The organism is Pseudomonas kielensis (assembly GCF_014236655.1).
GTDB classification, from domain to species: Bacteria; Pseudomonadota; Gammaproteobacteria; order Pseudomonadales; family Pseudomonadaceae; genus Aquipseudomonas; species Aquipseudomonas kielensis.
The window spans coordinates 185,669-209,762 of the sequence record NZ_JACMYG010000008.1 but is presented as its reverse complement, the minus strand read 5'-3'; the positions used below and the strand labels follow the sequence as shown (position 1 = coordinate 209,762).

24 protein-coding genes are annotated in these 24,094 nt (G+C 61.0%); 8 read left to right on the top strand and 16 right to left on the bottom strand.

Translation table 11 applies throughout. From position 1 onward, the window contains the following. The first annotated feature begins 1 nt into the window (after window position 1). Both H7995_RS10995 and H7995_RS10990 read left to right on the top strand, forming a co-directional pair. Window positions 2–985: a zinc-dependent alcohol dehydrogenase family protein gene (locus H7995_RS10995; RefSeq protein ID WP_185818366.1), complete on the top strand. Its 984-nt coding sequence runs from the start codon at window positions 2–4 to the stop codon at window positions 983–985. Window positions 986–1,291: 306 nt separating this feature from the next. Next, window positions 1,292–2,659, top strand: coding sequence for an erythromycin esterase family protein (locus H7995_RS10990; protein WP_185818360.1), 1,368 nt, complete (start codon window positions 1,292–1,294; stop codon window positions 2,657–2,659). Window positions 2,660–2,681: 22 nt separating this feature from the next. Here the strand turns inward: H7995_RS10990 and H7995_RS10985 are convergent, their stop codons facing one another. From H7995_RS10985 to H7995_RS10975, 3 genes are read right to left on the bottom strand one after another with little or no spacing between them, the layout of a single operon-like run. Beyond that, window positions 2,682–3,341: a dienelactone hydrolase family protein gene (locus H7995_RS10985; protein ID WP_185818359.1), complete on the bottom strand. Its 660-nt coding sequence runs from the start codon at window positions 3,339–3,341 to the stop codon at window positions 2,682–2,684. Continuing rightward, a complete protein-coding gene (locus H7995_RS10980; RefSeq protein WP_185818358.1) occupies window positions 3,334–4,038 on the bottom strand; it encodes a phosphoribosyltransferase in 705 nt (234 codons plus the stop codon). Before H7995_RS10980 ends, H7995_RS10985 begins: the two co-directional genes overlap by 8 nt. Window positions 4,039–4,093: 55 nt before the next feature. After that, window positions 4,094–4,984 carry a universal stress protein gene (locus H7995_RS10975; RefSeq protein WP_182344243.1) on the bottom strand — a complete coding sequence of 297 codons (891 nt, stop codon included), beginning with the start codon at window positions 4,982–4,984 and terminating at the stop codon, window positions 4,094–4,096. Window positions 4,985–5,280: 296 nt separating this feature from the next. Here H7995_RS10975 and H7995_RS10970 point away from each other — a divergent pair, with 296 nt between their 5' ends. Both H7995_RS10970 and H7995_RS10965 read left to right on the top strand, forming a co-directional pair. Next, window positions 5,281–5,847, top strand: a complete 567-nt coding sequence (locus tag H7995_RS10970; RefSeq protein WP_166591827.1) for a phosphoribosyltransferase family protein — start codon at window positions 5,281–5,283, stop codon at window positions 5,845–5,847. A 31-nt stretch (window positions 5,848–5,878) separates the two neighbouring features. Further along, a complete protein-coding gene (locus H7995_RS10965; protein ID WP_166591828.1) occupies window positions 5,879–6,844 on the top strand; it encodes a ribose-phosphate diphosphokinase in 966 nt (321 codons plus the stop codon). A 22-nt stretch (window positions 6,845–6,866) separates the two neighbouring features. Here the strand turns inward: H7995_RS10965 and H7995_RS10960 are convergent, their stop codons facing one another. Genes H7995_RS10960 through H7995_RS10935 form a run of 6 tightly spaced genes read right to left on the bottom strand, consistent with a single transcriptional unit; the run spans window position 6,867 to window position 13,047 of the window. Then, complete coding sequence (locus H7995_RS10960; protein WP_166591829.1) at window positions 6,867–7,145, bottom strand: acyl carrier protein; 279 nt, start codon at window positions 7,143–7,145, stop codon at window positions 6,867–6,869. 11 nt (window positions 7,146–7,156) lie between these two features. Next, on the bottom strand, window positions 7,157–8,281 hold the full coding sequence (locus tag H7995_RS10955; protein WP_185818357.1) for a dihydrolipoamide acetyltransferase family protein: 1,125 nt from the start codon (window positions 8,279–8,281) through the stop codon (window positions 7,157–7,159). A gap of 46 nt (window positions 8,282–8,327) precedes the next feature. After that, the gene (locus H7995_RS10950; protein WP_185818356.1) at window positions 8,328–9,314 is read right to left on the bottom strand and encodes an alpha-ketoacid dehydrogenase subunit beta; all 987 of its coding nucleotides are present in this window, start codon (window positions 9,312–9,314) and stop codon (window positions 8,328–8,330) included. Beyond that, a complete protein-coding gene (pdhA, locus tag H7995_RS10945) occupies window positions 9,311–10,294 on the bottom strand; it encodes a pyruvate dehydrogenase (acetyl-transferring) E1 component subunit alpha (RefSeq protein WP_185818355.1) in 984 nt (327 codons plus the stop codon). Before pdhA ends, H7995_RS10950 begins: the two co-directional genes overlap by 4 nt. Further along, window positions 10,291–12,150, bottom strand: a complete 1,860-nt coding sequence (gene acsA, locus H7995_RS10940; protein ID WP_244647689.1) for an acetate--CoA ligase — start codon at window positions 12,148–12,150, stop codon at window positions 10,291–10,293. Before acsA ends, pdhA begins: the two co-directional genes overlap by 4 nt. 9 nt (window positions 12,151–12,159) lie before the next feature. Beyond that, window positions 12,160–13,047, bottom strand: coding sequence for a universal stress protein (locus H7995_RS10935; protein WP_166591833.1), 888 nt, complete (start codon window positions 13,045–13,047; stop codon window positions 12,160–12,162). A 257-nt stretch (window positions 13,048–13,304) separates the two neighbouring features. Here H7995_RS10935 and H7995_RS10930 point away from each other — a divergent pair, with 257 nt between their 5' ends. Further along, window positions 13,305–14,357 (top strand): phosphotransferase, encoded by a 1,053-nt coding sequence (locus H7995_RS10930; protein WP_166591834.1) that lies wholly within the window; start codon window positions 13,305–13,307, stop codon window positions 14,355–14,357. A gap of 21 nt (window positions 14,358–14,378) precedes the next feature. Here the strand turns inward: H7995_RS10930 and groL are convergent, their stop codons facing one another. Further along, entirely contained in the window at window positions 14,379–15,995 is a 1,617-nt protein-coding gene (groL, locus tag H7995_RS10925) for a chaperonin GroEL (RefSeq protein WP_185818354.1), read from the bottom strand. A 321-nt stretch (window positions 15,996–16,316) separates the two neighbouring features. Between groL and H7995_RS10920 the strand changes: the two genes are divergently transcribed. Continuing rightward, window positions 16,317–16,814, top strand: a complete 498-nt coding sequence (locus H7995_RS10920) for a BCAM0308 family protein (protein ID WP_166591835.1) — start codon at window positions 16,317–16,319, stop codon at window positions 16,812–16,814. Here H7995_RS10920 and H7995_RS10915 read toward each other — a convergent pair. The 4 genes from H7995_RS10915 to H7995_RS10900 form a co-directional block, all read right to left on the bottom strand. Next, complete coding sequence (locus tag H7995_RS10915; RefSeq protein ID WP_166591836.1) at window positions 16,792–17,721, bottom strand: universal stress protein; 930 nt, start codon at window positions 17,719–17,721, stop codon at window positions 16,792–16,794. The genes H7995_RS10920 and H7995_RS10915 overlap by 23 nt on opposite strands. A 96-nt stretch (window positions 17,722–17,817) precedes the next feature. After that, window positions 17,818–18,276, bottom strand: a complete 459-nt coding sequence (locus H7995_RS10910) for a hypothetical protein (RefSeq protein ID WP_166591837.1) — start codon at window positions 18,274–18,276, stop codon at window positions 17,818–17,820. A 44-nt stretch (window positions 18,277–18,320) separates the two neighbouring features. After that, entirely contained in the window at window positions 18,321–19,709 is a 1,389-nt protein-coding gene (locus H7995_RS10905) for an MBL fold metallo-hydrolase RNA specificity domain-containing protein (protein WP_185818353.1), read from the bottom strand. 98 nt (window positions 19,710–19,807) lie between these two features. Further along, window positions 19,808–20,728, bottom strand: coding sequence for a universal stress protein (locus tag H7995_RS10900; RefSeq protein WP_166591839.1), 921 nt, complete (start codon window positions 20,726–20,728; stop codon window positions 19,808–19,810). Between the two features lie 245 nt (window positions 20,729–20,973). Here H7995_RS10900 and H7995_RS10895 point away from each other — a divergent pair, with 245 nt between their 5' ends. Further along, complete coding sequence (locus tag H7995_RS10895) at window positions 20,974–21,399, top strand: potassium channel family protein (protein WP_166591840.1); 426 nt, start codon at window positions 20,974–20,976, stop codon at window positions 21,397–21,399. A 52-nt stretch (window positions 21,400–21,451) separates the two neighbouring features. Here the strand turns inward: H7995_RS10895 and H7995_RS10890 are convergent, their stop codons facing one another. Both H7995_RS10890 and H7995_RS10885 read right to left on the bottom strand, forming a co-directional pair. Beyond that, on the bottom strand, window positions 21,452–22,336 hold the full coding sequence (locus H7995_RS10890) for a universal stress protein (protein ID WP_166591841.1): 885 nt from the start codon (window positions 22,334–22,336) through the stop codon (window positions 21,452–21,454). Between the two features lie 53 nt (window positions 22,337–22,389). After that, window positions 22,390–23,295 (bottom strand): universal stress protein, encoded by a 906-nt coding sequence (locus H7995_RS10885; RefSeq protein WP_166591842.1) that lies wholly within the window; start codon window positions 23,293–23,295, stop codon window positions 22,390–22,392. A 225-nt stretch (window positions 23,296–23,520) separates the two neighbouring features. Between H7995_RS10885 and H7995_RS10880 the strand changes: the two genes are divergently transcribed. Beyond that, complete coding sequence (locus H7995_RS10880) at window positions 23,521–24,084, top strand: GNAT family N-acetyltransferase (protein WP_185818352.1); 564 nt, start codon at window positions 23,521–23,523, stop codon at window positions 24,082–24,084. The last annotated feature ends 10 nt before the right edge of the window (window positions 24,085–24,094 follow it).

Here is a 24,094-nt window from a genome sequence, read left to right as displayed (position 1 = left end):
GATGCGCGCCATGGTTGTTCACACCCCCGGTCAGCCGCTGCAACGGGAATATCGACCCATTCCGACACCCGGGGCCAATCAACTGTTGATCAAAGTCCTGGCCTGCGGTGTCTGCCGCACTGATTTGCACCTGGTGGACGGTGAATTGCCTCAAGCGGTGCTGCCCCGGGTGCCGGGGCATGAAATCGTCGGTGAGGTCATGGCCGTCGGCCTCCATGCAGACCCCGAGCGCATCGGCCAACGGGTCGGCGTTCCCTGGCTCGGCTGGACGTGTGGGCAGTGCGCTTACTGTCAGAGCGGACGGGAAAACCTCTGCGATCAGGCCCTGTTCACCGGTTGCCACCTGGACGGTGGATACGCCGAATACACCGTGGCCGACCAACGCTTCTGTTTTCCTATCCCCCAGGCCCTTTCCGATACAGAGGCCGCACCGTTGCTGTGTGCCGGGCTGATCGGCTTTCGCGCCTTGCAAATGGCACGCAGTGCACATCATCTTGGCTTGTATGGTTTTGGCGCCGCAGCGCACCTGGCCATTCAAGTTGCCCGGGGCCGAGGCCAGCAGGTGTATGCCTTCACTCGACCGGGCGACACTGAAGGTCAGGCATACGCCCGGTCCCTGGGGGCCAAATGGGCCGGCCCCTCGGATCAGCCACCTGCGCACCCGCTCGATGCCAGCCTGATTTTTGCCCCTGTCGGCGCCCTGGTGCCGCTGGCGCTGGCCGCCACCGTCAAGGGCGGCTGCGTGATTTGCGCCGGCATTCACATGAGCGACATCCCGGCCTTTCCCTATCGGCTGCTGTGGGGCGAACGTAGCGTACGATCCGTGGCCAATCTGACCCGCGACGACGGCACCGCGTTTTTTCAAGAGCTGCAACACACCCCCGTACACTGCGACACCACCCAGTTTTCCCTCGACGAGGCCAATCAGGCACTGGCGCTGTTGCGCAGTGGTCAGTTCAACGGCGCGATCGTGCTCGTTCCGTGACACACGACCGGCCCCGCCAATGCGGGCTGCGGGTCACAGCGAGCGCGTGTGCGGCTCATCGTGAATCCCCCGGCATTGGCTGATGAGTACCTTCGCTTGGGGGATTGCGCTGTTTATTGATAAACCTCAACCAATGGGCCTGGCCGTGGTGTAGGAGTAATCAGGCAGAAGCACACATAAGGCCCGAGGCGTGAACGCCCTGTGCCGGGCTCCTGCGCAATGATCTCGAGCGGAAAAGCGACGGGTATCGGATACACCCCAAGCGCGCTGCCGCTGCCAGCAACCTATCCCTTGGGGGATGAGCCCATGAACTCACCTTCGCACAATGGGCAGCACAAGCCCTACAGCCAGCAACATCACGTTGACACCGCGCACATCGCCCCGGTGTTGCGCCAGTACGCGCAACCCCTGCCAGCGCTGGACACCCCTGCCTTTGCCAACCTGTTCGATCGCTACGCCGATGCACGGGTGGTGATGATCGGCGAAGCGAGCCATGGAACCCACGATTTTTATCAAACCCGGGCGGCCATCACCCAGGGGCTCATCGAGCGGCACGGGTTCAATATCGTGGCCGTGGAAGCCGACTGGCCGGACGCCGGCCATGTCGATCAGTACGTCCGGGGGTTGGCGCATTCCGCCTGGAAACGGCACATTTTCAGCCGCTTCCCGACCTGGATGTGGCGCAACAGCGAGGTGAAGGCATTCACCCACTGGCTGCATCAATACAATCACCCAAAAGCCCCCGATCAGCGCGTCGAGTTTCGCGGCCTGGACGTCTACAGCCTGCGCAACTCCATTCATGAAGTGCTGGCCTATCTGGACCGGGTCGACCCGCACCTGGCCCATGAAGCCCGGCGACGTTATGGCTGTTTGACGCCGTGGCAGGATGATCCGGCGCTGTACGGCCATTTCGTCGAACGCGGTGGTGTGATGCCCTGTGAACAGCCGGTGGTCGAGCAGCTCAATGCCATGTTGGCGGAACAACTGGTCGGACTCATCCGCGACGATGAAGCCTTCTTCAATGCAACGCAGAACGCCCGGGTGGTGATGGCGGCGGAACAGTACTACCGGGCGATCTATCGGGGGTCGACGGCGTCCTGGAACCTGCGGGACCGGCACATGTTCGACACCCTGCGGGCGCTGCTCGAACACCGCGGCCCGCACGCCAAGGCCGTGGTCTGGGCCCACAACTCCCATATCGGCAATGCCGGCGCCACGGAAATGGGCTGGAAGGGCCAGTTCAATATCGGTCAGCTGTGCCGCAGCGCCTTTGGTCGCGATGTGGTGCTGATCGGCATGGCCACCGACCGCGGCCAGGTGGCGGCCGCCGATGACTGGGACGGCGAGATGTTGATCAAGGACGTGCGCCCTTCCCGGCCGGACAGCTGGGAGCATCAGTTCCTCAAGGCCGGAGTGGCCGCGTCCCTGACCGACTGGCGCGACCCGCAGCGCAAAGAACTGCGCAGCGTGTTGTCCGCGCCCTTGCTGGAGCGGGCCATCGGGGTGATTTACCGGCCCCAGACCGAGCGGTTCAGTCACTACTTCGAGTCAATGCTGGCCGAACAATTCGACGCCATGATCTGGATCGAGCAAACCACCCCGGTCACCGCGCTGCCCCTGCCGAAAAGCCAGCAGGTGGAGCCGGAAGACGAAACCTATCCGTTTGGCGTCTAGGCCAGCGTACCGCCCCCTGTCCTCAGGGGGCGGGGGGCTGCAGGTAGCGCTCAAACCAGTCGCCGGCAAGCCTGGCCACTTCCTCGAGTGTTCCGGGCTCTTCGAAAAGATGCGTGGCACCTGCCACCAATTCCAGTCGTTGCTCGCACCGCAAGGCCCGGGTGCTCTGGCAATTCAAGCCGAACACCACCGAGTCCTGTGCCCCGACAATCTGTAGGGTCGGCGCCTTCACCCTGGCCAATGCCGGCCCCGCGAGGTCGGTTCGCCCTCCCCGACTGACTACCGCCGCGACCACATCCGCACGCTCGGCGGCCGCCACCAGCGCCGCCGCCGCACCGGTACTGGCGCCGAACAAACCGATACGCAGGGTGCTCAACTCAGGGTCCCGGCCGATCCAATCGATCACATCAACCAGTCGTCTGGCCAACAGGGGGATGTCGAATCGCAGTTCCCGGGTCCAGTTGTCCAGACGCTGCTCCGACTCCGTGAGCAGGTCGAACAACAGCGAACCCAGTCCCCGCTGCGCCAAGGCATCGGCCACGTATTGATTACGCGGGCTTGAACGACCACTGCCACTGCCGTGCACAAAGATCACCAGGGCGCGGGTGTTCGTCGGCAACCGCACCTCGGCGGATAATTCGACGTCCGGCAGGTTCATGTCTCGCGATTGAGGCTCAATCATGGCCAGTCTGCGCAGCGGCGTCGGCGGCGGATTCGCGCTGCCAGGCTCGCTGCAGGAGGTCGATGACTTCTTCATCCGAGGTCTGGGGAAAATCCATGTACCAGTAGCCGATCGACATCATCCATTCGGGAACGAGTGGGCAGATCACTTCATCCACTTCGAAGTACATCGCTTCAAGCGTTTCCCGTGGCGCTACCGGCACGGCGATGACGATGCGTGACGGCGCTTGCGCACGGACCGCATGGACCGCCGCCATCATGGACGACCCTGTCGCCAGACCGTCGTCGATCAGGATCACGACCTGGTCCTTGAGGCGCAGGGGTGGGCGCTCGCCGCGATAAGCCAACTCACGTCGCGACAACTCTTGGGTTTCCCGGGCAACCACGGCCTCGAAACTGGCGCGATCGAGCGGGTGCGCCCGCAGGGCATCCTCATTGAGGATCTGTATGCCCCCGCTGGCGATGGCGCCCATGGCGAATTCCGGGTTGGAGGGGACGCCGAGCTTGCGCACCAGCATCAGGTCCAGGCGCACCTGCAGGGCCGTGGCGACTTCATAAGCCACCGGCACACCGCCACGGGGCAAGGCCAGAATGATGACTTCAGGCCGATGGGCGTATTTGAGCAAGGGCTCGACCAAGCGCCGACCGGCCTCGGCGCGGTCCGCCAAGGTGGTTTGCATTGAGGGACTCTGAATCATGGAGACCTCCCCAGGCGATCACGCCTGGCGTTTCGTATCAGGTGGCCCGACCGCTCTAGACCGCCAACACGCTGCACGGCACCTGGTACAGGATATGTTCGGTCGTGCTGCCCAGCAGCTTGTCCAGGCCGTGCGATTGGACTCTGCCCATCACAATCACATCCATGTGCTGCTCATCGGCAAACGTATCGAGCACCGAGACAGGGTGCCCCTCAATGAAATGCCGTCGGTCAGCGGGCACGCCATAACGCTCGGCGAGCATGAGGAATGAGTGTTCATGTGCGTTGAGCAATTGCCTGCCGAGGTCTGGAAGCGCCAAGCCCGCGCCGCCCATATCGCCCAGGTACAGGGAGGAAATGTCACAGGCGTACAGCAAGTGCAACTCGGCCTCACACTGTAGAGCGAAGCTGGACGCCTGCTGGATGATCCGCTCATTGATCTCGCTGTTCGGCGCCAGGGTATTGGAAACATCAACTGCCGCCACGACCTTGCGCGGCAAGGCAAGATGACCTTCGCCAAGCAGATAGACCGGCGTCGGGCAGTGACGCAGCAAGCGCCAGTCCAGGGGGGTGAAGAAGGCGCGCCGCAGTGCCGACTCGCGCTGCACTTGCTTGATCAGCAGGTCGGGCTGCAGGTCTGCCACGCGATCGAGGATGTCTTGCTGAATGTCGTCGGCCCAGGTGACCTCTGAAGTCACCTCGATGCCGCTGTCGCGCAGTTGGCTCACCTGATACTTCAACCAGTCGCGATGGTCTTGCAGGAAACCTTCGCGAGCCTCTTCCCGATCACCCTCTTCGAGCAGCGACAACAGTTTCCAGGGAGGGATCAAGGCGGCGATGTGCAAGCTTGCACCGCAGGCCTTGGCCAGGGCGCCCGCATGGTTCATGGCTTGGGATTGGCGCAGGGTCGGGTTGATGATCAGCAATAACCGTCGGTACTGGCTCATGATCGGACTCCAGGGGGCTTGCACGCTTGCCGCCGCCCGTGGGCCACTGTCGTGTTCGCCGCGGGATCAGGCACCTTCGTTGCCCATTCAGAATCCTCTGTCGAGGTGGCCCTGGCGTTGATTTATGTCAAATGCGTGCGCAAGACATGCCCATGCCCACCGGCAGTGGTCGGGCATACGCACGCCTCAAACCATCGACGTTTGGTTTGATCTTTGATCAATGTCAATCGCGCCCCAGCCTGGCGGTCTACATTGAGCGAAAGCGCACGCGCAAGGCGCGGTGACAGGAGAAGGCAATGACGATCCTATTGGCCAGTCAGCGGGTGCGCCTGTATGACAGCAAAGAGCTCGATGACGTGCTGCAGGTGATGGCGCGCAAGGCCAGTACCCTGCTGCCCCCAGGTCACGCGGCACTGATTGGCATCCAGCGCCGGGGCGAACCGCTGGCTCAACGGTTGCGCCAGTACATGGCGCATCAGACCGGCCAGCCGGAACTGCCGCTTTACCCGCTGAAGGTCAAGCGCTACGCCGACGACTTGCAGGTGCTGCATGATTACACGCAACTGACCGAAAACCCGGCGCTGGACCGGGTGGACCTGGCCAATACCACGCTGCTGGTGGTCGATGACGTGCTGTTCGAAGGCCATTCGCTGCTGCGTACGTGCGCGTATCTGGCGCAACTGGGCGCGCGGCGGGTCTACACTGCCGTATTGGTCGACCGGCATACCTGCCAGCAACCGATCCGCGCCGACATTGTCGGCGTGCACCTGCAAGTCGCTGCCGCCGACATCGTCGAATGTAACGTGCCGCCCTTCGAACAGGCGTTTTGCATTGAAGTTGTGCGCCATGGCGCCGCCCGCTAACGAACAAAGGTCGGCGACCAAGGAGTCCTGCATGCTCACCCTGCCCCCGCTTCTTTTTGCCCTGCAAGGCAGCGAGTCCTACGCCCTGCGTGTGGCGCAACGGCTTGGCTGCCCATTGGCGCGCCATGAGGAGCGTGACTATGAAGACGGTGAGCATAAATGCCGCCCGCTGGATCCGGTCAACGGCCGCGAGGTCGTGGTGTTCCACGCCTTGTATGGGGATGGCGGACAGAGCGCCAACGATAAGCTGTGTCGTCTGCTGTTTTTCTGCGGCGCACTCAAGGACGCGGGCGCTCGCCACATTCAAGTGGTGACACCCTACCTCTGCTACGGGCGCAAGGATCGCCGCAGTCAGCCTCAGGATCCGACCATTACGCGTTACGTGGCGAACTTTTTTGAAGTCAGTGGCGTGGATCGCCTGATCACCCTGGAGGTGCACAATCCGGCGGCGTTCGACAACGCGTTTCGCCTGCCGGCGTGGAACCTGCCGTGCGCGCAACTGTTCGCCGAGCATTTCGCCAAGGTGGTCGGCGACGCCGACGTGGTTGCGGTTTCCCCGGACTCGGGGGGCATCAAGCGCGCCGAGCAGTTTCGTCAGGCCCTGGAGCAGCAACTGGGCCGCCCGGTCGGCAGCGCCTTGATGGAAAAACACCGGGCCCATACCACGCTGACCGGCAGCCTCCTGGTTGGCGATGTCGCCGGCAAGACGGCCATTGTTTTCGATGACCTGATCAGCACGGGGGACACGCTCAAGCATGCCGGCCATGCCTGCCAGAAGGCCGGCGCCGGACGCTTGTTCGCCGCCGCCACCCATGGGTTGTTTACGGCGGGTGGCCAACTGTTCGACTCGCCAATCTTCGAACACATCGCGATCACCGACACCGTGCCGCCGTTTCGCCTGCCCCCTGACGCCGTCACCCGTCAGTTGCGGGTACTGGACAGCACGGCCCTGGTTGCCACCTTTCTGGCAGAAAATGGCGCTTTTGATCACGCCTGAGCGGGTTGAGGGACGCCGCGCTTCATCCCTGACGGTCCGAAGGTTCGTGTGGGCTGGCACTCACCTGTTGCGCCAGATAGGTGATGAGCTTGTCCAGGGTGTCCACGTGTTGGTAGTCGCTTTCAGCAATTGCAATGCCCAGACTCCGATTCAGGGCCTCGAGCAAACGCAGCCAATCCATCGAATCCAGATCAACCTCTTCGCGCAATGAGCGATCAGCGCGCAGTTGCTCGATTTCAAGTTCCGGGGCAATGCCTTTCAAGGCGCGCAATACCTCATGGCGGATCATTTGCCGGTCCATCTGTCCTCTCCTCAAAGTGCCTCTGGCGTCTGCAATAAGCGACGGACTTCGCCGAGAAAGCGTGCACCGTAATGACCGTCACTGACACGATGATCGGCCGACAAACTGCAAATGACCGTCGGCATGACACACAGCTGGCCATCTTTCACCCAGGGCCGCTCACTGATACGACCGAAACCGACCAAGGCAACCTGGGGTGGGTAGATCACCCCCAATACGCTGTCTACGCCCTGGTCACCCAGTTGCGTGACCGTGATCCCGGCGCCTCCCAGCTCGGAGCTGCGCAGGGACCCGCCACGGGCGCGCTCGACCAGGCTGGCCAGTTCACTCATTAAATGAGTCAGCGAGGTGTCCGCCACATGGTGCAGAACCGGCGCAACCAGGCCACCGTGGCGCAAGGTGATCGCTACCCCGAGGTCGGTATCGAGTGCGGGCGTGAAGGCGTTATCCCGCCAGAAGCCATTGAGCTGCGGATAGTCGCGCAAGGCAAGAGCCACCGCCTTGAGCAGCAGGACATTGGACAGCAGGCGCTCCTGAAGTGTGCTTTGCGCGTTGTGTGCCTGCAGCCAGGCCATCGCGGTATCCAGGGCGATGGTTTCGCTGAGGTAGTAATGGGGAATCTCGCGTTTTGACCGACTCATGGCCGCCGCGATGGTCTGGCGCATGGCTTGGTCGGGGTCCTGAGGATGCGTCACACGGGCGGCGGTTTCGATGTCCTCCAGGGTAATGGCACCCTGTGGGCCATGGCCTTGCAAATCATCGGTACTGAGCCCTAACTCGGCAGCACGCTTGCGCGCCGCTGGAGAAATCCGCAGGCGTCGGCCGGCGGCCGGGGCTTGCGCTTCGATCAGCAACGGCTGCGTCGTTGGTGTTGTTCGTCGCGCATGTTGCGGATTCTCGCCTGGTTCCAGCAACCGGGCGATGACTGTCCCAACAGGCACTTTGGCGCCGACATCGATCAGCAGTTGCGCCACCGTGCCCTCATGCCAGCACTCGACGTCGATGGCGGCCTTGGCGGTATCGACGACGGCAATCACCTGACCGGGCTTGACCCCATCACCGGGATGGACTTTCCATTCCAGCAACGTGCCTTCATCCATATCAGCCCCCAGGGAGGGCAACTTGAATTCGATCATCGTCGAGCCTCCTGGTCCGATACTCGAATGCGCCGTGTCATTGCGTTCATCCTGATGCCCCCTCGCAGAGTCGATGAGCGGCCGCGACGATCGTCGACACCTGTGGCAGGGCGGCCTCTTCCAGATGCCGGGGATAAGGTATCGGCACCTCGGCGCTGCACACCCGCGCCGGCGGAGCATCCAGCTCGTAAAAAACTTGCTCCATGATCCGCGTAATGATCTCGGCGGACAGGCTGCCGCTGCGCCACCCCTCGTCGACCACCAGGGCGCGACGGGTCTTGCAGACGGAAGCCATCAGCGTCTTGTCATCCAGAGGCCGCAGGACTCGCAGGTCGATGACTTCGCAATCAATGCCCTGCCCGGCCAGTTCCTGCGCAGCCGCCAGGCATTTGCCGAGTGTGCCGCCGTAAGTGATCAGGGTCAGGTCCTTGCCGGGCCGGCGGACCTTGGCGCAACAGATGTCCAGCGTCTCCCACTCACCGGTGTCACCCTCCAGGTTGTACAGCTGGGCGTGTTCGAATATCAGTACCGGATCCGGATCCAGCAGCGCTGGCCAGAGCATGCCGCGCGCGTCTTCGACGGTCGCCGGAGCGAGGATTCTGAGCCCCGGGATATGGGCATACCAGCCCTCCAGGCTGTGGGAGTGTTGCGCGGCGAGTTGGCGGCCGGCGCCTGTCGCCATGCGCACCACCAAGGGCACAGAGAACTGTCCACCGGACATGTGCCTCAAGGCTGCAGCCGTATTGATCAACGGATCGAGGGCGAGCAGGCTGAAGTTCACGGTCATGATTTCGACAATCGGCCGCATGCCCCCCAATGCCGCCCCGATACCGGCGCCCACAAAACCCAATTCAGACAATGGCGAATCTCGAATGCGCTCGGGGCCGAACGCCTCAAGCAACCCCAGTGAGACGGCATAACTGCCACCGTAGCGACCGACGTCTTCGCCCATCAGAAATACCCGCGGGTCGCGCTGGAGCGCCTCACGCATGGCCTCGCGCAGCGCTTCGCGATAGGTCAGCCGAATGCTCATGGCGCCGCCCTTGGGGTGTAGACATCGCGAGACAACGCCTCGAGCGGCTCCAGGCTACCGTTTTCGGCATACGTCACCGCAGCTTCCACTTCAGCGTCCACCTGGGCCAGGATCGCCAGAAACCCGGGTTCGTCCAAAAGACCTTCGGCCTTGAGCCGGGCACTGTAGGTATGGATCGGCCCATGGGTCTTCCATCGCTCCACCTCGTCCTGGTCACGGTACAACTGTGGGTCGAACATCGAGTGGGCGCGAAACCGATAGGTGCGACACTCCAGAAAAAACGGCCCATGCCCTGCGCGGATGTGTTCAACCGCCTCACACGTGGCTTCATGCACCGCGATCACGTCCATGCCATCGACGGACCGGGCAGCGACGTTGTATGCCGAGGCTTTCGCACACAGGTCCGTTTGCGACTGCGAACGGTCCAGGGCTGTTCCCATGGCATAGAGGTTGTTTTCGCAGCAGAACAGCATCGGCAGTTGCCACAAGGCGGCCAGGTTGATGGACTCATGAAACGCCCCTTCCGCCATCGCGCCCTCACCAAAAAAACAGGCACAGAGACGCGACCCTCGTTGCAGACGTTCAGCCAGCGCCAGGCCGACCGTCAGGGGCAAGCCACCCGCCACGATGGCATTGCCGCCGAAGAATCGTGCCGCGGCATCAAACAGGTGCATCGAGCCGCCACGCCCGCGCGAGCATCCTTCCTGGCGTCCATACATCTCGGCCATGATTGCATTCATGCAGACGCCCTTGATCAGGGCGTGGCCATGTTCGCGGTAGGTAGCGACCACCGCATCGTCGGCTGCCAGGGCATGGAGAACGCCGACGGCAACCGCTTCTTCACCAATGTACAAGTGCACAAAGCCGCGAATCTTGCCCTCCCCGTACAATTCGCCAGCCCGTTCTTCAAGACGACGGATACGCACCATGTCCCGTAGCAAGTCGAGTGCAATGCCCTGGGACCGTGCCGGCAGGCTCATGACGGGCGCTCCAGGCTGGACGTATCGCCTTCAGGCAAACCCAGTTCCCGGGCCTTGAGCAGACGGCGCATCAGTTTTCCGCTACGGGTGCGTGGAAGCGCTTCGACAAATTCCAGTTCCTTGGGCGCAACGACGGCCCCAAGGCGCTTGCGACCATGGCCGAGCAATTCGTCGTGCAGGGCCTGGCTGGCAGCGAAGCCATGCTTGAGTGAAACAAATGCCTTCACGGTTTCGCCCAGCAACGGATCGGGTTTGCCAATCACCGCGGCTTCAGCCACGGCCGGATGTTCCATGAGGGAGCTTTCCACTTCAAACGGACCGATCAGGTGCCCGGCCGACTTGATGACATCGTCGCTGCGTCCAATGAACCAGTAGTAACCATCGGCATCGCGGCGCACAAGATCGCCGCTCAGGTACCACTCACCGACAAAGCAGTGACGATAACGCTCCTCCTGCCCCAGGTAGGCGCGGAACATGGCAGGCCAGGGCTGTTTCAAGGCAAGGTCACCGACCTCGTTGTCACCCAGAAACACCAGCGCTTGGCCTTGTGCTCTGGTGACAACCGCCGCCTCGACCCCCGGCAGCGGCTTCCCCATGGAACCGGGCTTGATGGGCATGGCCACCGTGTTGGCAATCATGATGCCGCCGGTTTCGGTCTGCCACCAATTGTCGTGGATCGGCAGCCCAAGCACCTCTTTGCCCCACCAGACCGCCTCGGGATTCAGCGGCTCGCCGACACTGGCAATAAACCGCAGGCTCGGAAAATGATGACTGCGCGCCAACGCTGCACCGGCTTTCATCAGGAGTCGAATGGCCGTCGGCGCCGTGTACCAGACGGTTACCTGTTGCTGCTCAAGTATCCGGTACCAACGCTCGGCATCGAATTCATTGCCCTCCACCACACTGGTGACGCCCAGCAACAGCGGGGCAAAGATCCCATAGGACGTGCCGGTCACCCACCCCGGATCGGCACTGCACCAAAAGACATCATCGGGGTGCAGGTCCAAGGCGTATTTTCCGGTGACGTAGTGGGTCAGCGCCGCGCCATGGACATGCAGTACGCCTTTTGGGGTGCCCGTCGTACCGCTGGTGAAGTGTAAAAGTGCGGGGCTGTCGGCTGTCGTATCGGCAACGGTGAACGCCTCGTCTGCCTGCGCCAGCAACTGATGCAGGTTCAGCGTCCCCTCGATCTGCGCCGTGTCCCCACCCTGATCGTCAAACAGCAACACATGCTTGAGTGCCGGCAAACGCTCGCGAATGGCCGCAACCTTGCGCCGGTAGAGGGCTGCGCTGGTCAGCAACACACTGCCTTCGCCCAGACGCATACGCGTTTCAATGGGTTGCGGGCCGAACGCACAGAACAATGGCGACACCACGCAACCGAGTTTCAGGCCGCCGAGCACGCCAAGATAGAGTTCCAGCCCCCGGCCACAGAGTACGAACACCCGTTCGCCGGGCCTCACGCCCAGCGTCTTCAAGACACTGGCAAATCGGTTGCTCAAGGTGCTCAGTTCGCCGTAACTGATGTCGCAACCACCTCCATTGCGATCAAGAATGCGCAATGCCGTATGCCGTCGATGCGCCCCCTGCGCATGCCGATCCACGGCCTCATACGCGAGGTTCAAACCACCGCCCGGCAAACCCGCCAGGGCATGGGCTTGCACCTGCCAGGAAAAGGCCTCCCGAGCCTGCACGCTATCAAGCCAGTTCGGCGTTAACGGCAAGTCGGCCAGATTTTTCTTGAGGATCGCCCGATGCATGATGCCCCCTGGAGTAGCGAACTGTTGAGCAGAGCCCGCGACCCGGCCTGGCAATGGCTGGCGCCGCGCTGGCCCGTCGTTGTCGGTAGTCGTCATCGGCCGTCCCTAGACCGCCAGTACGCTGCAGGGCACCTGATAGAGAATATGTTCGGTGGTGCTGCCCAGCAGTTTCTCCATCCCCTGGTACTGGACTCTGCCCATCACGATGACATCCACCTGGTGCTTGTCGGCGAACTCGCACAGTGCCGAGACCGGCTGCCCGAGAATGAAATGCCGGCGGTTAGCGGGCACGCCGTACCGACCGGAGAGTTCCACAAATGATTTTTCCAGCGCTTTGCGCAGTCCCTTGTTCAGCGCTGACAGTTTCAAGCCATCGCCCAATTCCTCCAGGTAGTCCTGCGAAATGTCGTAGGCATACAGCAGGTGCAAGTCGGCATCACACTGGATGGCGAGACTGCAGGCCTGGCGGATGATGCGCTCATTCAGCTCGCTGTTTTCCGGCTGCCCCGCCGAGGCGTCGACCGCCGCCACGATCTTGCGCGGCAGGGTATGGTGAGTCCCGCCCACCAGATAAACCGGTATCGGACAATGGCGCAGCAAGTGCCAGTCCAGCGGCGTGAAAAATGTGCGTTTGAACACTGACTCATGCTGGATTTCCTTGATCAACAGGTCGGGCTGCAACGCGTTGACGTGATCCAGGATGTCCTGCTCCATGTCATCAGCCCACGCCACCTCGGTGCTCACCTCGAGCCCTCTGCTGCGCAGTGTGCTGGCCTGGTCCGCCAGCCAGTCGCGATGGTCCTGCAGGTAACGCTCCCGCGCCTTGTCCCGGTCGCCGGTTTCGAGCAACGACAACAATTTCAACGTCGGAATCAACACCGCAATGTGCAAACGTGCACCGCTGGCCTGGGCCAGGGCTGCCGCCTGGTCGATTGCCGGAGAATGGCGCAGGGCCAGGTGGGTGATGAGTAACAGCCGTTGATACTGGCTCATGTTCTGGCTCCAGGCAGAGGGCTTCAACGCTTGCCGCCAACCCTCTTAGGGCTCGGCCGTTGCGTCCACGCCGGCCCAGCACCAGCGTTGATTCAGGCTGCTCCGCTGGACGATGCCCGACGTTGATAAATATCAAAAACCGGTGTGAGGCCCGCAAACGGGCAGCGTTTCATTCCAGCGCACTTGATCAATATCAATCACCGCGCTTAGCCCTCCTTCAGACTGCCGAAAAGTCCGCTGCGGGCGTGGAGGCGAGAATGAACAACCTGCAAGACGAGGTGATTGCCTTTCTCTCCAGGCCGTCCAGCTACGGCACTTCAAATGAGCCAGTGCAACGGATCGAGACCCATGGTTCGGTGATTTTTCTGCAGGCCGACCGCGCCTACAAACTCAAACGCGCCGTGGCGTTTGCCGAGCTGGACTTCCTCAGCCTGAAAAACCGAAAAATGGCCTGTCAGGCCGAGTTGTTACTCAATCGGCGAACAGCGCCGACGCTGTACTTGCACCTGCTGCCGATCACTCGCCAGGCCGAGGGCCGGTTGGCGCTCAACGGTTGCGGGCAAGTGGTTGACTGGCTCGTGGTGATGCGCCGTTTTGCTCAGGATCGGCTGTTTGACCGCATGGCCGTTGAAGGGCGCCTGACTAAACCGATGATGGAACAGTTGGGGGCCGAGATCGCCCGCTTTCATGCCAATGCGCAAATCACCCCTGCTTTCGGTCGCCTCTCGGACCTGTATGAAGAAATCGAGAAGAACCAAAGGGAAATGTCGCGTTATATCCCTGTCCTCGACGCCGCGGCCGTCACCGCCATTGCTCACACCTCCCGGACCCTGTTGAAGTCGTTGACCGATTGCCTGGAAGAGCGCCGTCGCGCGGGCCGCGTTCGCCGCTGCCATGGTGATATGCGCCTGGCCAACATCTGCCTGCTCGACGGTCAACCAACACTCTTTGATGGCATTGAATTCAGTGAGCGGATTGCCTGCATCGATGTGCTCTACGACCTGGCTTTTGTACTGATGGATCTTCAGCACCATGGGCTGAACAGGTTGAGCGCACGCCTGTTGTCCAGTTACATCAACCACAGTGGTGGAGCGCAAGATTGCAAACCCTTGGCGTTGTTCCTGTCCTTGCGTGCGGCCACGCGCTGTTTTTCTCTCGCGGGTGCCGCGCTACGTCAGGCCGATCCGGCCAAGCGATACGAGAAAAAAGAAAAGGCCCTGCAATTGATGCACCAGGCGCTGAGTTACTTGCACGGCGAAAACCCGATCCTCAATCACCTGGCGATGACCGAGGCGGCTTCCTATACCTGAGCGTTGCTCAACATGGGCGTTTCATTCCGGGAAAGGAGGTTGGGCCGCTGACTCTTTCTCGGGGATATCCGTCATGGTTGCCTCGGTCAGCAGCAAGATACTGGCGACTGACACCGCATTTTCGAGGGCAATACGCACCACCTTGGTCGGATCAATGATGCCCGCTTCGAACATGTCGACGTAGTTGTTGGCAGACGCATCGAAGCCAATGTTCGCGGGTTCGGCAAGCATGCGGGCCACCACGACGCCGGCGTCGACGGCCGAATTTTCAGCGATGAGTCTGGCCGGCGCCTCCAGCGCCCGGCGAAGAATCTGCAGGCCGGTTCTGGTATCCCCCTCATGACGGGCCTCTTCGGCAGCGATAAGCGGGACGGCCTTGAGCAGCGCAAGCCCGCCTCCCGGCACAATGCCTTCGGCAATCGCCGCACGGGTCGCCGATATGGCGTCATCGAGTGCATCCTTGCGCGCCTTCATTTCCGCTTCGGAAGGCGCCCCGACGCGGATCACCGCGACACCGCCCGAGAGCCGGGCCAGCCGTTCCTGAAGCTTTTCACGGTCGTAATCGCTGGTGGTGCTGTCTACTTGCGCACGGATCTGCTGCAAACGCGCCTCGATGGCCTCGCGTGTACCGGCGCCCCCTATCAGTGCCGTGCTGTCTTTTTGCACCACGACTCGATGGGCCCGTCCCAACTGACTCAGTTGCACCTGTTCAAGGGGGACGCCCAGTTCGTTGGAAACCACCGTCGCCCCCGTCAGAACGGCCATGTCCTGGAGCATTTCCTTGCGCCGATCCCCAAAGCCCGGCGCCTTGATCGCCACCGCTCGCAGTACCCCCCGTATCTGGTTGACAACCAGTGTTGTCAGCGCCTCACCTTCGATGTCATCTGCGATCAACACCAGGGGTTGCCCGCTTTTGGCAACGAGCTCAAGCACGGGAAGCAAGTCTTTGAGTGCGCCGATCTTATGGTCACAGTGCAGCAAGTAGGCGTCATCGAGCTCGACCTGCATCTTCTCGGCATCAGTGACGAAATAGGGTGAGACATAACCCCGGTCAAACCGCATGCCTTCCATGACCTCGACCACTGTTTCGGTGGTCTTGGATTCCTCGACACTGACGACGCCTTCCACGCCGACCTTTTCCAGGGCGTCTGCCACCAGTTGACCGATCACCGCATCGTTATGCGCCGACAGCGTGGCGACCTGGGCCTTTTCCTTGGGCGTGCTGACCGGGCGCGACTGCGCTACGAGGGATTGGACGACCAGCAACAGGCCACGATCCAGGCCGCGCTTGAGGTCGATCGCACTGGCACCGGCGACGACGTTGCGGATGCCATCGGCCAGGATGGCATGGGCCAGAACAGTCGATGTGCTGGTCCCGTCCCCTACCGCGTCGCCTGTGCGCTCGGCCGCCTGACGCAGCATTTGCGCGCCCAGGTTTTCCTCGGGGTCGAGCAGGTCAATGCGTTTGGCGATCGTGACGCCATCATTGCAGACGGTCGGATTGCCCCATTTATTCTGGATCAGTACCGATTTGGATTTCGGCCCCAGCGTTACGCGTATGGCATCCGCCAACTGTGTGGCGCCACTCAGGATTTTTTCGCGAGCGGCCGCTCGGAACACGATTTTAGTGTGAGCCATCAGGGAACTCTCCCGGCCAGTTTTACAACAGGTGCGTTTTTTCAGCTTCTCTGAAGTGGCCCCAGGGACGTTGACTTTTATCAACAAACCGACAACGCCCTCGCGCCCAGGCCACCCAAAAAAAAGCACGCACCGCAGGCGTGACCGGCTGTCAGTTCATGTCCACGCATTGATAAAAATCAATTCGTGGAGCACCAAACCGAGTCCAAATGAAAAGGCGAAAAACGAGGTGTTCCCAGCGGGCTGAAAGAGCAAGCGATCTCTTTTTCGGTCACGGTAACCGGTCAGATCTTTCCCATTTCACGTGCAAGGAAAGTAGCCATGGACAAGTTTCAGCAGAGTCAAAAAGACAAACTGTTCAAATCATCCACCCACGACCCCTATAAGCTGCCGCGGGTTGAAGGATCTGCCATCTGCCCGCAGTGCAGCGCGGTCTACCAAGCCGGGAACTGGACCTGGAAACATCCGGAAAGCACGGTCATTCATGATGCGCACACCGTAACGTGCCCAGCCTGCCGACGGATCGAAGACCAGATGCCAGCGGCGACGGTGACGCTGTCGGGAAACTTCTTGCTCAAGCATCGTAACGAGATCATCCATCTGATCGAAAACACCGAAAAGAAAGAAAACGCCGAACATGCCCTGGAACGCATTATCCATCTCGGCGACTCAGCGGCTGATCTGATCGTGACCACCACCGGTATCCACCTCGCCAACCGCCTGGGCCATGCCCTGGAAGCCGCGTTCAAAGGGAAGGCCGATTACCAGTATGGCGACGATACGTACGGCTTGAGCGTCAACTGGACGCGTGACGAATAGCACCGGGCTCGGTTGCTTGAATGGGCGCGGCCTCAACGGGGAGCTTGATTGCCAGGACGCTGCAACCGGCATTGTCGAGAATCCCTTCAGCCGTCAACCCAATGCCCGAAGACAGCAGATGGTGATTGGCCGCGCCGATCACCAGCAGGTTGTAGGGACTGCGCTGCAGGTAGGCACAAATGGCATTCGCTGGGGCCCCGGGAATGAAATGCCGATGTTCACGGGCAATCCCATGCGCACTGGCGAAATCATCGAAAGCCTGCTTGCGGGCGTCGTACCGGGACAGGTCACCCTGATCTGGAGCATCGCTGTCGTAAACGCTGATCACATGCAATGAAGCACCGCAGGCGCTCGCCAGGTGCTTGGCGGCCTCGATGATTGAATGATTGTCGCTGTCGCCCGCTTTCGCCTGGAACTCCATGTCGATGGCCACCAGAAACCGGCCGGGGACTTGAGTCGGGCCCGGTTGGACGTAAAGAACGGAGACCGGGCTGATGCTCAAGAGCTCCCAATCCTGGGGTGACAATCCACAATGCGCCACCCCCGGCCGCGCCTGCATGTCCTTGAGAATCAGGTCCGCCTTGAAACGATGGGCATAGGCGGCGTACTCCGCGGCGGAGGAGCTGGCGCAGACGACTTCAGGATGGGCCTCCACGCCCCTTTCCTGCAAACGCGCGCTTTCGTCTTTCAGCCACTTGTGACGCAGCGCCAATAGGCTCTGACGAACGATGTCGGGGCACTCGGCCCCAACCGGGCCGGCCGACTCCGCGCCATGGGGATCGGTGAAGGCTGCTATGTGCAACGGCACCCCCAAGGCACGTGCCAGATCACCCGCAAATTCGAGCCCGGGGCAGTGAGTCACTTGAGAAAAGGGGGCGAGAAACAGCAAACGCAATGGACGGATCATTACACACCTCGGCACATGGCGAAAAAAGCGCGGACGTTTGGGAAGCTGCGGCGTGCATGACGATCTGCCGCAGGCAGCGAGGCTTGAGCGCAGGCGCTAGGGCCTCACCTGCCCCTTGGCCAGTTCGATATGGGGCAGCCACAAGGTTTTGATGCAGGCTTCTTCTTCCTGTTGCGTAACGGGTTCAAGGGCCATCGGGTCCAGCATGTGCTGGTTGAGCATGGCCAGGCGCACCATGCCGTTTTTGTCGAGCAGAGAATGTGTCACGCATTCACACAACGACCGAGGCAGGGTTTTGGGCAGGGCATACATCTCGGCATTTTCAAACTCGACCTCTAATCGCACGGTGCACGCGTCGACCAGATCCTGCACCGCGTGAGAGGCAAAGCTGAACACCGTGAGGTAGCCCGCCATCAGTGCCATCGAGACCGACAGCAAGAAGGTTGCCTCACCCTTCCAGGACAGGGGCCCCATCCAGTGCAGGTATTGGTGCACAGCTTCCCTGCTCCAGTCCCGAACTGCGTGATACCGGCTCAAAAGCGTGTGGTTTGCCATGGCTGGATCTCTCGCCATCCTTATCAGGACTATGGCGTTCTGGGTTAGCGTGAGGCATCTGCGGGGAGGTCAATGCTGGAGAGTTCGACGCTATCGCGATACTCCGGCACCGACACCGACCACCCCAGCTCCTGACTGATTCGCCGGCGCAGCACATCCGACGCATTGGGTTCCCCGTGGACGACGAAGGTATGTTTGGGCGGGCGCTTGAACCCACGCAGCCACTGCATGATTTCATCGGCGTCGGCGTGCGCGGACAGGGTCTGCATCGATACCACCTCGGCGCGGATCGGCACGTCCTGGCCGTGGATACGCACCGACGGCGCACCGGCAATAATCTGCGCACCACGGGTGCCCCCGGCCTGGAAGCCTGGCATCAGCAGCGTGTTGACCGGATTCGGCGCCAACGCCTTGAGGTGATGGACCACGCGTCCTCCCGTCGCCATGCCGCTGGCGGCAATAATCACCGCCGGGGTGCGCTGCTGATCAAGCGCTCTCGATTCGTCGACGGTGTGGACGAATTTCGCCACATGGCACATGCCTTCGCAGTCTTCCATGGATAACCGGTGCTCGTTCCGGAAACGCTGGTACAACAGCGTGACATCGGTGGCCATCGGGCTGTTGAGGTAGATGGGAATATCCGGGATCGCCCGTTTGCGCTTCAATTGATACAGGTGATACATCAGCAGTTGAGCGCGCCCCACCGCGAACGATGGCACCAGGGTAATTCCTCGGCGCAGTGCCGTGCGGGTGACGACGTCGGCCAATTGCGCCTGTGGCGACTCGACCGGATGTTGACGATCACCGTAGGTAGACTCCACCAGCAGAAAATCCGCCTGCTCGACCGTTTCGGGAGCGAACATCACCGGATCGTCCGGGCGCCCCAGATCCCCTGAAAACACCAACGTCTGGCCGCCAGCAATCACCTCCACCGTCGCGGCGCCCAGGATATGCCCGGCGCCACGAAACAGCAGGGTCATGTCCGGGAGGATTTTTACGCAGTGGTGCAGGTCCACCGGCCGCAACAGTTTCAGGGCTTGCTGGGCATCCTGCTCGGTGTAGAGCGGCAACGCCGGGCTGTGCTTGGAGAATCCATGGCGATTGGCGAACTCGGCCTCCTCTTCCTGCAGGCGGCCACTGTCCAGCAGCAGGATTTTCACCAGCTCACAGGTCGCGGGCGTGGCGTAGACCGGGCCGCGGTAGCCATTGCGCACCAGTAAGGGCAGATAGCCGCTGTGATCAAGATGGGCATGGGTCAGGACAATGGCATCGAGGTCGCCGACCGGAAGCTGGAACGGGTCGCGATTGTGCAGTCGCAGTTGCTTGTAGCCCTGGAACAGGCCGCAGTCGACCAGCAGATGTTGGTTGCCATGCTCCAGCAGGTACTTGCTACCCGTGACCGTACCCGCGGCACCTAGAAACGTGATTCGCATGGCCATTGCCCTTGAACATTCAGAGGAGCGCTATTGATCGCTCCCTTTGGCCCAAGGGCAGTTGATTTTTATCAACTGCAGGCTCGATGGCTCCTCGTTCAATCGAATGAGCGCACTGGTTTGACGATCATCAAACTGCACGGGGCCTGGTTCAACAGGCTCTCGACGGTATCCCCCATGAACCGTTCCGGCGCCTGGTGATAAACCGTGCCCAGCACCACCATGTCGAAGGCATGCTGCTGCGCGAACACGCCAATGACCTGGTGGGGAATGCCCGTCAGGAGATGTCGATGGGCATCCTTGACGCAATATCGCTCGGCAAGCACATCGAAAGCCTCTTGCTGAGTATCTTCAATCGCGTCCCTCAAGCTGTCATCAAGGCTGCTTGTCGGCACACTCATCGGGACATCGCCTAATTCTGACCACCGACTGACGTTGAGCAAATGCAGCTCGGCCCCGCAGCTGGTCGCCAGGGTAGAGGCCAGATCGACTATTCGGTCATTCAACCCCTGGGTCAGCTCTTCCAGATGGGACAAATCGATCGCCGCCAGGATTTTCAAGGGCTTGGGATTTCTGGCATTGGTCACCAGATGCAGGGGCGTCGGACACTCGCGCAGCAGGCGCCAGTCCAGAGGCCGGTGAAAGGCCCGGTCAAGTGCCGCCACGTAATGGGTGTCCTTGATCACCAGGTCCGGACGGAAGTCGTTCACGTACTCCAGCAGGTTGGTCAGGCTCGACCGTGCCCAGACCACTTCGGTGCTCACCTGCAGGCCAGCGCACCGGTAAAACCGGGCCTGCTGCTCCAGCCAATGACGGTGCACCTGCAAGTAACCCTCCCGTGCCTGGGCCATCGCCTCGTGGTCCAGCAGCCCGGCTACCGCCAACGCTTGAACATAATCGAACGCGACAATGTGCAACAACGCCCCGGTTGCACACGCCAAGGCATGCGCACGCTCAAACGCCGGGGTAAGGGTCATTTCGCTGGGGGCTATCAATAGAATGCGTTTGAGCTTGTGCATCACGTACCTCGCCCTGGGTCCTGCCTGCCCGTTGATTATTGGGTGTCATGCCGAGGGGGGGACCTGATTTTTATCAACGAATCAGGCTCTGCCGACAATGAAACGAATCGCTCTGGCTTAGTCCATCCATGGTTGATTCAGCTCAACCTTTTTCCGGCCTTGAGGTGTAGAACTACATTGACCGCTGGAGCTCATACGCCCGGCAACGCGCCCCGACTACCCGCCCCTCCTCCTGGAGCTTTGCCATGCTGGCAGTCACGCTGATCAATATGCTGGTGGTCATCATTGCCGTCGTGATCCACTACGAGTGCCTGCTGCGACTGAACGATTGGCTGCCGCGACTCAAACTCTGGAGCCGCTTCAGAATTGTCGTCGGGGTCTTCGGCGCTCTGCTGGCCCACGCAACAGAGGTCTGGTGCTTCGCGTTGGTCTACTACCTCATGGTGCACGCCGGTCGATGGGGCCGTTTGACGGGCAACTTCGACGGTTCACTGATGGACTGCGTGTACTTTTCCTTCACCACGTACACGACGATCGGCTTTGGCGATATTTCACCGGTGGGCGACATCAAGTATCTGACCGGGCTGCAAGCGCTGACCGGGCTGGTACTCATCACCTGGACTGCCTCCTTTCTGTTTCTGGAAATGCAGAAATACTGGAAACGCAAATAGTCGCTATCGCGTTCGAGCCAAGCGTTGCCATCAACCGTTGTACCTATGGGATCTAGACCGCCAAAACGCAGCAGGGCACCTGATACAGGATATGCTCGGTGGTGCTGCCCAGGAGCTTGTCCAAACCATGGGACTGGACTCTGCCCATCACGATCACATCCACGTTGTGTTCATCAGCAAATTCACTCAACACCTTGACCGGATGCCCGTCGATGAAGTGTCGACGATCCGAGGGCACACCGAACTGCCCTGCCAACCGAAGAAAGGACTTTTCCAGGTCCCTGCGAAGTTCTTTCGTCAGGTCAGCGAGCGTGAGGCCATCCATGTCCGCCAGGAAAACAGCCGAGATATCGCAGGCGTAGAGCAAATGCAGTTCGGCGTTGCACTGCATGGCAAGGCTGCACGCCTGCTTGATGATTCGGTCATTGAGTTCGTCGTCGGCGGACTCGACATCCGATACTTCGACGGCCGCGACAATCTTACGGGGTAAGCCCAAGCCACTGCCGCCCACCAGATAAACCGGTACCGGACAGTGACGTAACAAATGCCAGTCCAACGGGGTGAACAAGGCCCGCTTGAGCACTGAGGCATGGTCAATTTCCTTGATCAACAAGTCGGGCTGCATCTGCGTGACGTCATCGATGATGTCTTGCTTGATGTCCTGCGCCCACGTCACCTGCGTGGTTACCTCAATTCCCCGGCCACGCAAGTTCTGCGCCTGAGCCTCAAGCCAGCTGCGATGGTCCTGCAGGTATTGCTCGCGTGCCAGTGTTCGATCGCCCTTCTCAAGCAGCGATAACCTTTTGAGCGAGGGGATCAGCGCCGCAATATGTAAACTCGCGCCGCTGGCCTTGGCCAGTGAGGCTGCATGATTCAAGGCTGGGGAATGACGCAGCAGCGGATTGATGATCAGTAACAGACGTTGATACTGGCTCACGATCAATCTCCAAGTGAGGGGGAAACTCGACGCAAACCGCTCATGGCCAGGCGTCAGCGATTGGCCCGGACCGCCAGAATGCTGCCGGGCACCGAGTACAGCGCGCGCTCTGTGTTGCTACCGATCAACCGCTCGACACCCGTGCGGTGCACCGTGCCCATGACCACGACATCGGCCAGGTACTGCTGGACAAACTCACTGATCACCGGCACCGGCAGGCCCATGACGAAATGCCGGCGCTCGGGTGGCACGCCATAACGTTGTGCCAATGTAATAAACGCCTGGTGCAAGGATTGGCGCAGTTCATCGATCACGTCCACGCCCCAACCGCCCCCGGCCAGTGGTGCGTCGCTGTTGAACGCGGGCGATAAGTCATAGGCGTACAGCAGGTGTAACGGCGCATCGCATTGCAGGGCCAGGGCGTTCGCCGTCTGAATGATGGTGTCGTTCAGTCCGCTGATGTGTGTCGAGGGGTCGAACGGGTCCACTGCCGCGACAATTCGGTGAGGCAAGCTGTAGCGGACCTGGTTGACCAGGTGCACCGGGATCGGGCACTCACGCAACAAGTGACAATCAAGTGGGGTAATGAACACCCGCTTGAGCACGGGTTCGAGGGTGACATCCTTGATCAACAGATCGGGCTTGAGATCCTCGACGGTCTTCAGAATGTCCAGCAGCGGATGGGTCGTGAAGACGGTCTTGACCGTTGCCTGCAGCCCCAGGTCGCTGAGGCGGTCCAGTTCTTCGGCCTCCCAGCGACGGTGGCGACGCAAGTAACGCTGCTGCGCGGCATCGTCGACTTGTTCTTCCCAATAATGAACCACCGGCGCAGGTTCGACGAAGGCTCGCACCTCCAGTACGGCGCCGGCCTCCATGGCCAACGCGACGGCGCGCAGCTGTGCTGGCGACTGGTGCAGAGTTTGATCAGCGATCAAGAGAAAACGTTGATATTTACCCATCACACACCTCCGGTCATCGCCGGCCATCGAGTGTCGGCAGGGTTCAAGACTGCGCGCCTTCATCGGGCGCCGTTTGATTTACATCAAGCACAGGCCAACCCGTGCCGTCGTCCCGGTTGTCTGATCCAGATCAGATCCAGGCGTGGGCAAGGGTGTAGAACAGCAGTCACACGCGGCAGTTGTGTCGCGCTCCCGACTTGCCAACCGCACTGGAGGAGTACTCCCATGCTTAACGTCAAAGAGCACAATGATCGGGCTGCGGCGGCTTACACCGCGGTCACTGGGCAACACTGGATTGAAGCGCTCACGGATGGGCGCCACGTGCTGATCCGGCCACTGGCGCCAAAGGACCGCGACCGTGAATACGCGTTCATCAAGCGGCTGTCCCCCGAATCCCGGCACATGCGCTTTCTCGCGCAGGTCAATGAGCCCGGCGCTGCGATGCTCAATCAGTTGATGGACACGGACAACAAGCAGCGTATGGCCTATATCGCGCTGGTCCATGAAAACGGGCAACTGATCGAGATCGGCGTCAGCCGTTACGCGGCCACCCGCGAGCATGAGTGTGAATGCGCCGTGACGGTTGCCGATGAATGGACCCACCTGGGGCTGGGCACCTTACTGATGGAGCATCTGATCAAGGCCGCCCGCAAGAATGGCTTTCACCAGATGTACTCGGTGGACGCCTCCAGCAATGCGCCAATGCGCGACCTGGCCAAGGCGCTGGGTTTCGAGACGCACAATGACCCTGACGACAGCCGTCAGGTCATTCACCGGCTTTACCTGTAAAAAATCGCCC

Coding starts and splice junctions, on each gene's coding strand:
- H7995_RS10995 (WP_185818366.1), top strand. CDS start 2: ATGCGCGCCATGGTTGTTCACACCCCCGGTCAGCCGCTGCAACGGGAA.
- H7995_RS10990 (WP_185818360.1), top strand. CDS start 1,292: ATGAACTCACCTTCGCACAATGGGCAGCACAAGCCCTACAGCCAGCAA.
- H7995_RS10985 (WP_185818359.1), bottom strand. CDS start 3,341: ATGATTGAGCCTCAATCGCGAGACATGAACCTGCCGGACGTCGAATTA.
- H7995_RS10980 (WP_185818358.1), bottom strand. CDS start 4,038: ATGATTCAGAGTCCCTCAATGCAAACCACCTTGGCGGACCGCGCCGAG.
- H7995_RS10975 (WP_182344243.1), bottom strand. CDS start 4,984: ATGAGCCAGTACCGACGGTTATTGCTGATCATCAACCCGACCCTGCGC.
- H7995_RS10970 (WP_166591827.1), top strand. CDS start 5,281: ATGACGATCCTATTGGCCAGTCAGCGGGTGCGCCTGTATGACAGCAAA.
- H7995_RS10965 (WP_166591828.1), top strand. CDS start 5,879: ATGCTCACCCTGCCCCCGCTTCTTTTTGCCCTGCAAGGCAGCGAGTCC.
- H7995_RS10960 (WP_166591829.1), bottom strand. CDS start 7,145: ATGGACCGGCAAATGATCCGCCATGAGGTATTGCGCGCCTTGAAAGGC.
- H7995_RS10955 (WP_185818357.1), bottom strand. CDS start 8,281: ATGATCGAATTCAAGTTGCCCTCCCTGGGGGCTGATATGGATGAAGGC.
- H7995_RS10950 (WP_185818356.1), bottom strand. CDS start 9,314: ATGAGCATTCGGCTGACCTATCGCGAAGCGCTGCGCGAGGCCATGCGT.
- pdhA (WP_185818355.1), bottom strand. CDS start 10,294: ATGAGCCTGCCGGCACGGTCCCAGGGCATTGCACTCGACTTGCTACGG.
- acsA (WP_244647689.1), bottom strand. CDS start 12,150: ATGACGACTACCGACAACGACGGGCCAGCGCGGCGCCAGCCATTGCCA.
- H7995_RS10935 (WP_166591833.1), bottom strand. CDS start 13,047: ATGAGCCAGTATCAACGGCTGTTACTCATCACCCACCTGGCCCTGCGC.
- H7995_RS10930 (WP_166591834.1), top strand. CDS start 13,305: ATGAACAACCTGCAAGACGAGGTGATTGCCTTTCTCTCCAGGCCGTCC.
- groL (WP_185818354.1), bottom strand. CDS start 15,995: ATGGCTCACACTAAAATCGTGTTCCGAGCGGCCGCTCGCGAAAAAATC.
- H7995_RS10920 (WP_166591835.1), top strand. CDS start 16,317: ATGGACAAGTTTCAGCAGAGTCAAAAAGACAAACTGTTCAAATCATCC.
- H7995_RS10915 (WP_166591836.1), bottom strand. CDS start 17,721: ATGATCCGTCCATTGCGTTTGCTGTTTCTCGCCCCCTTTTCTCAAGTG.
- H7995_RS10910 (WP_166591837.1), bottom strand. CDS start 18,276: ATGGCAAACCACACGCTTTTGAGCCGGTATCACGCAGTTCGGGACTGG.
- H7995_RS10905 (WP_185818353.1), bottom strand. CDS start 19,709: ATGCGAATCACGTTTCTAGGTGCCGCGGGTACGGTCACGGGTAGCAAG.
- H7995_RS10900 (WP_166591839.1), bottom strand. CDS start 20,728: ATGCACAAGCTCAAACGCATTCTATTGATAGCCCCCAGCGAAATGACC.
- H7995_RS10895 (WP_166591840.1), top strand. CDS start 20,974: ATGCTGGCAGTCACGCTGATCAATATGCTGGTGGTCATCATTGCCGTC.
- H7995_RS10885 (WP_166591842.1), bottom strand. CDS start 23,295: ATGGGTAAATATCAACGTTTTCTCTTGATCGCTGATCAAACTCTGCAC.
- H7995_RS10880 (WP_185818352.1), top strand. CDS start 23,521: ATGCTTAACGTCAAAGAGCACAATGATCGGGCTGCGGCGGCTTACACC.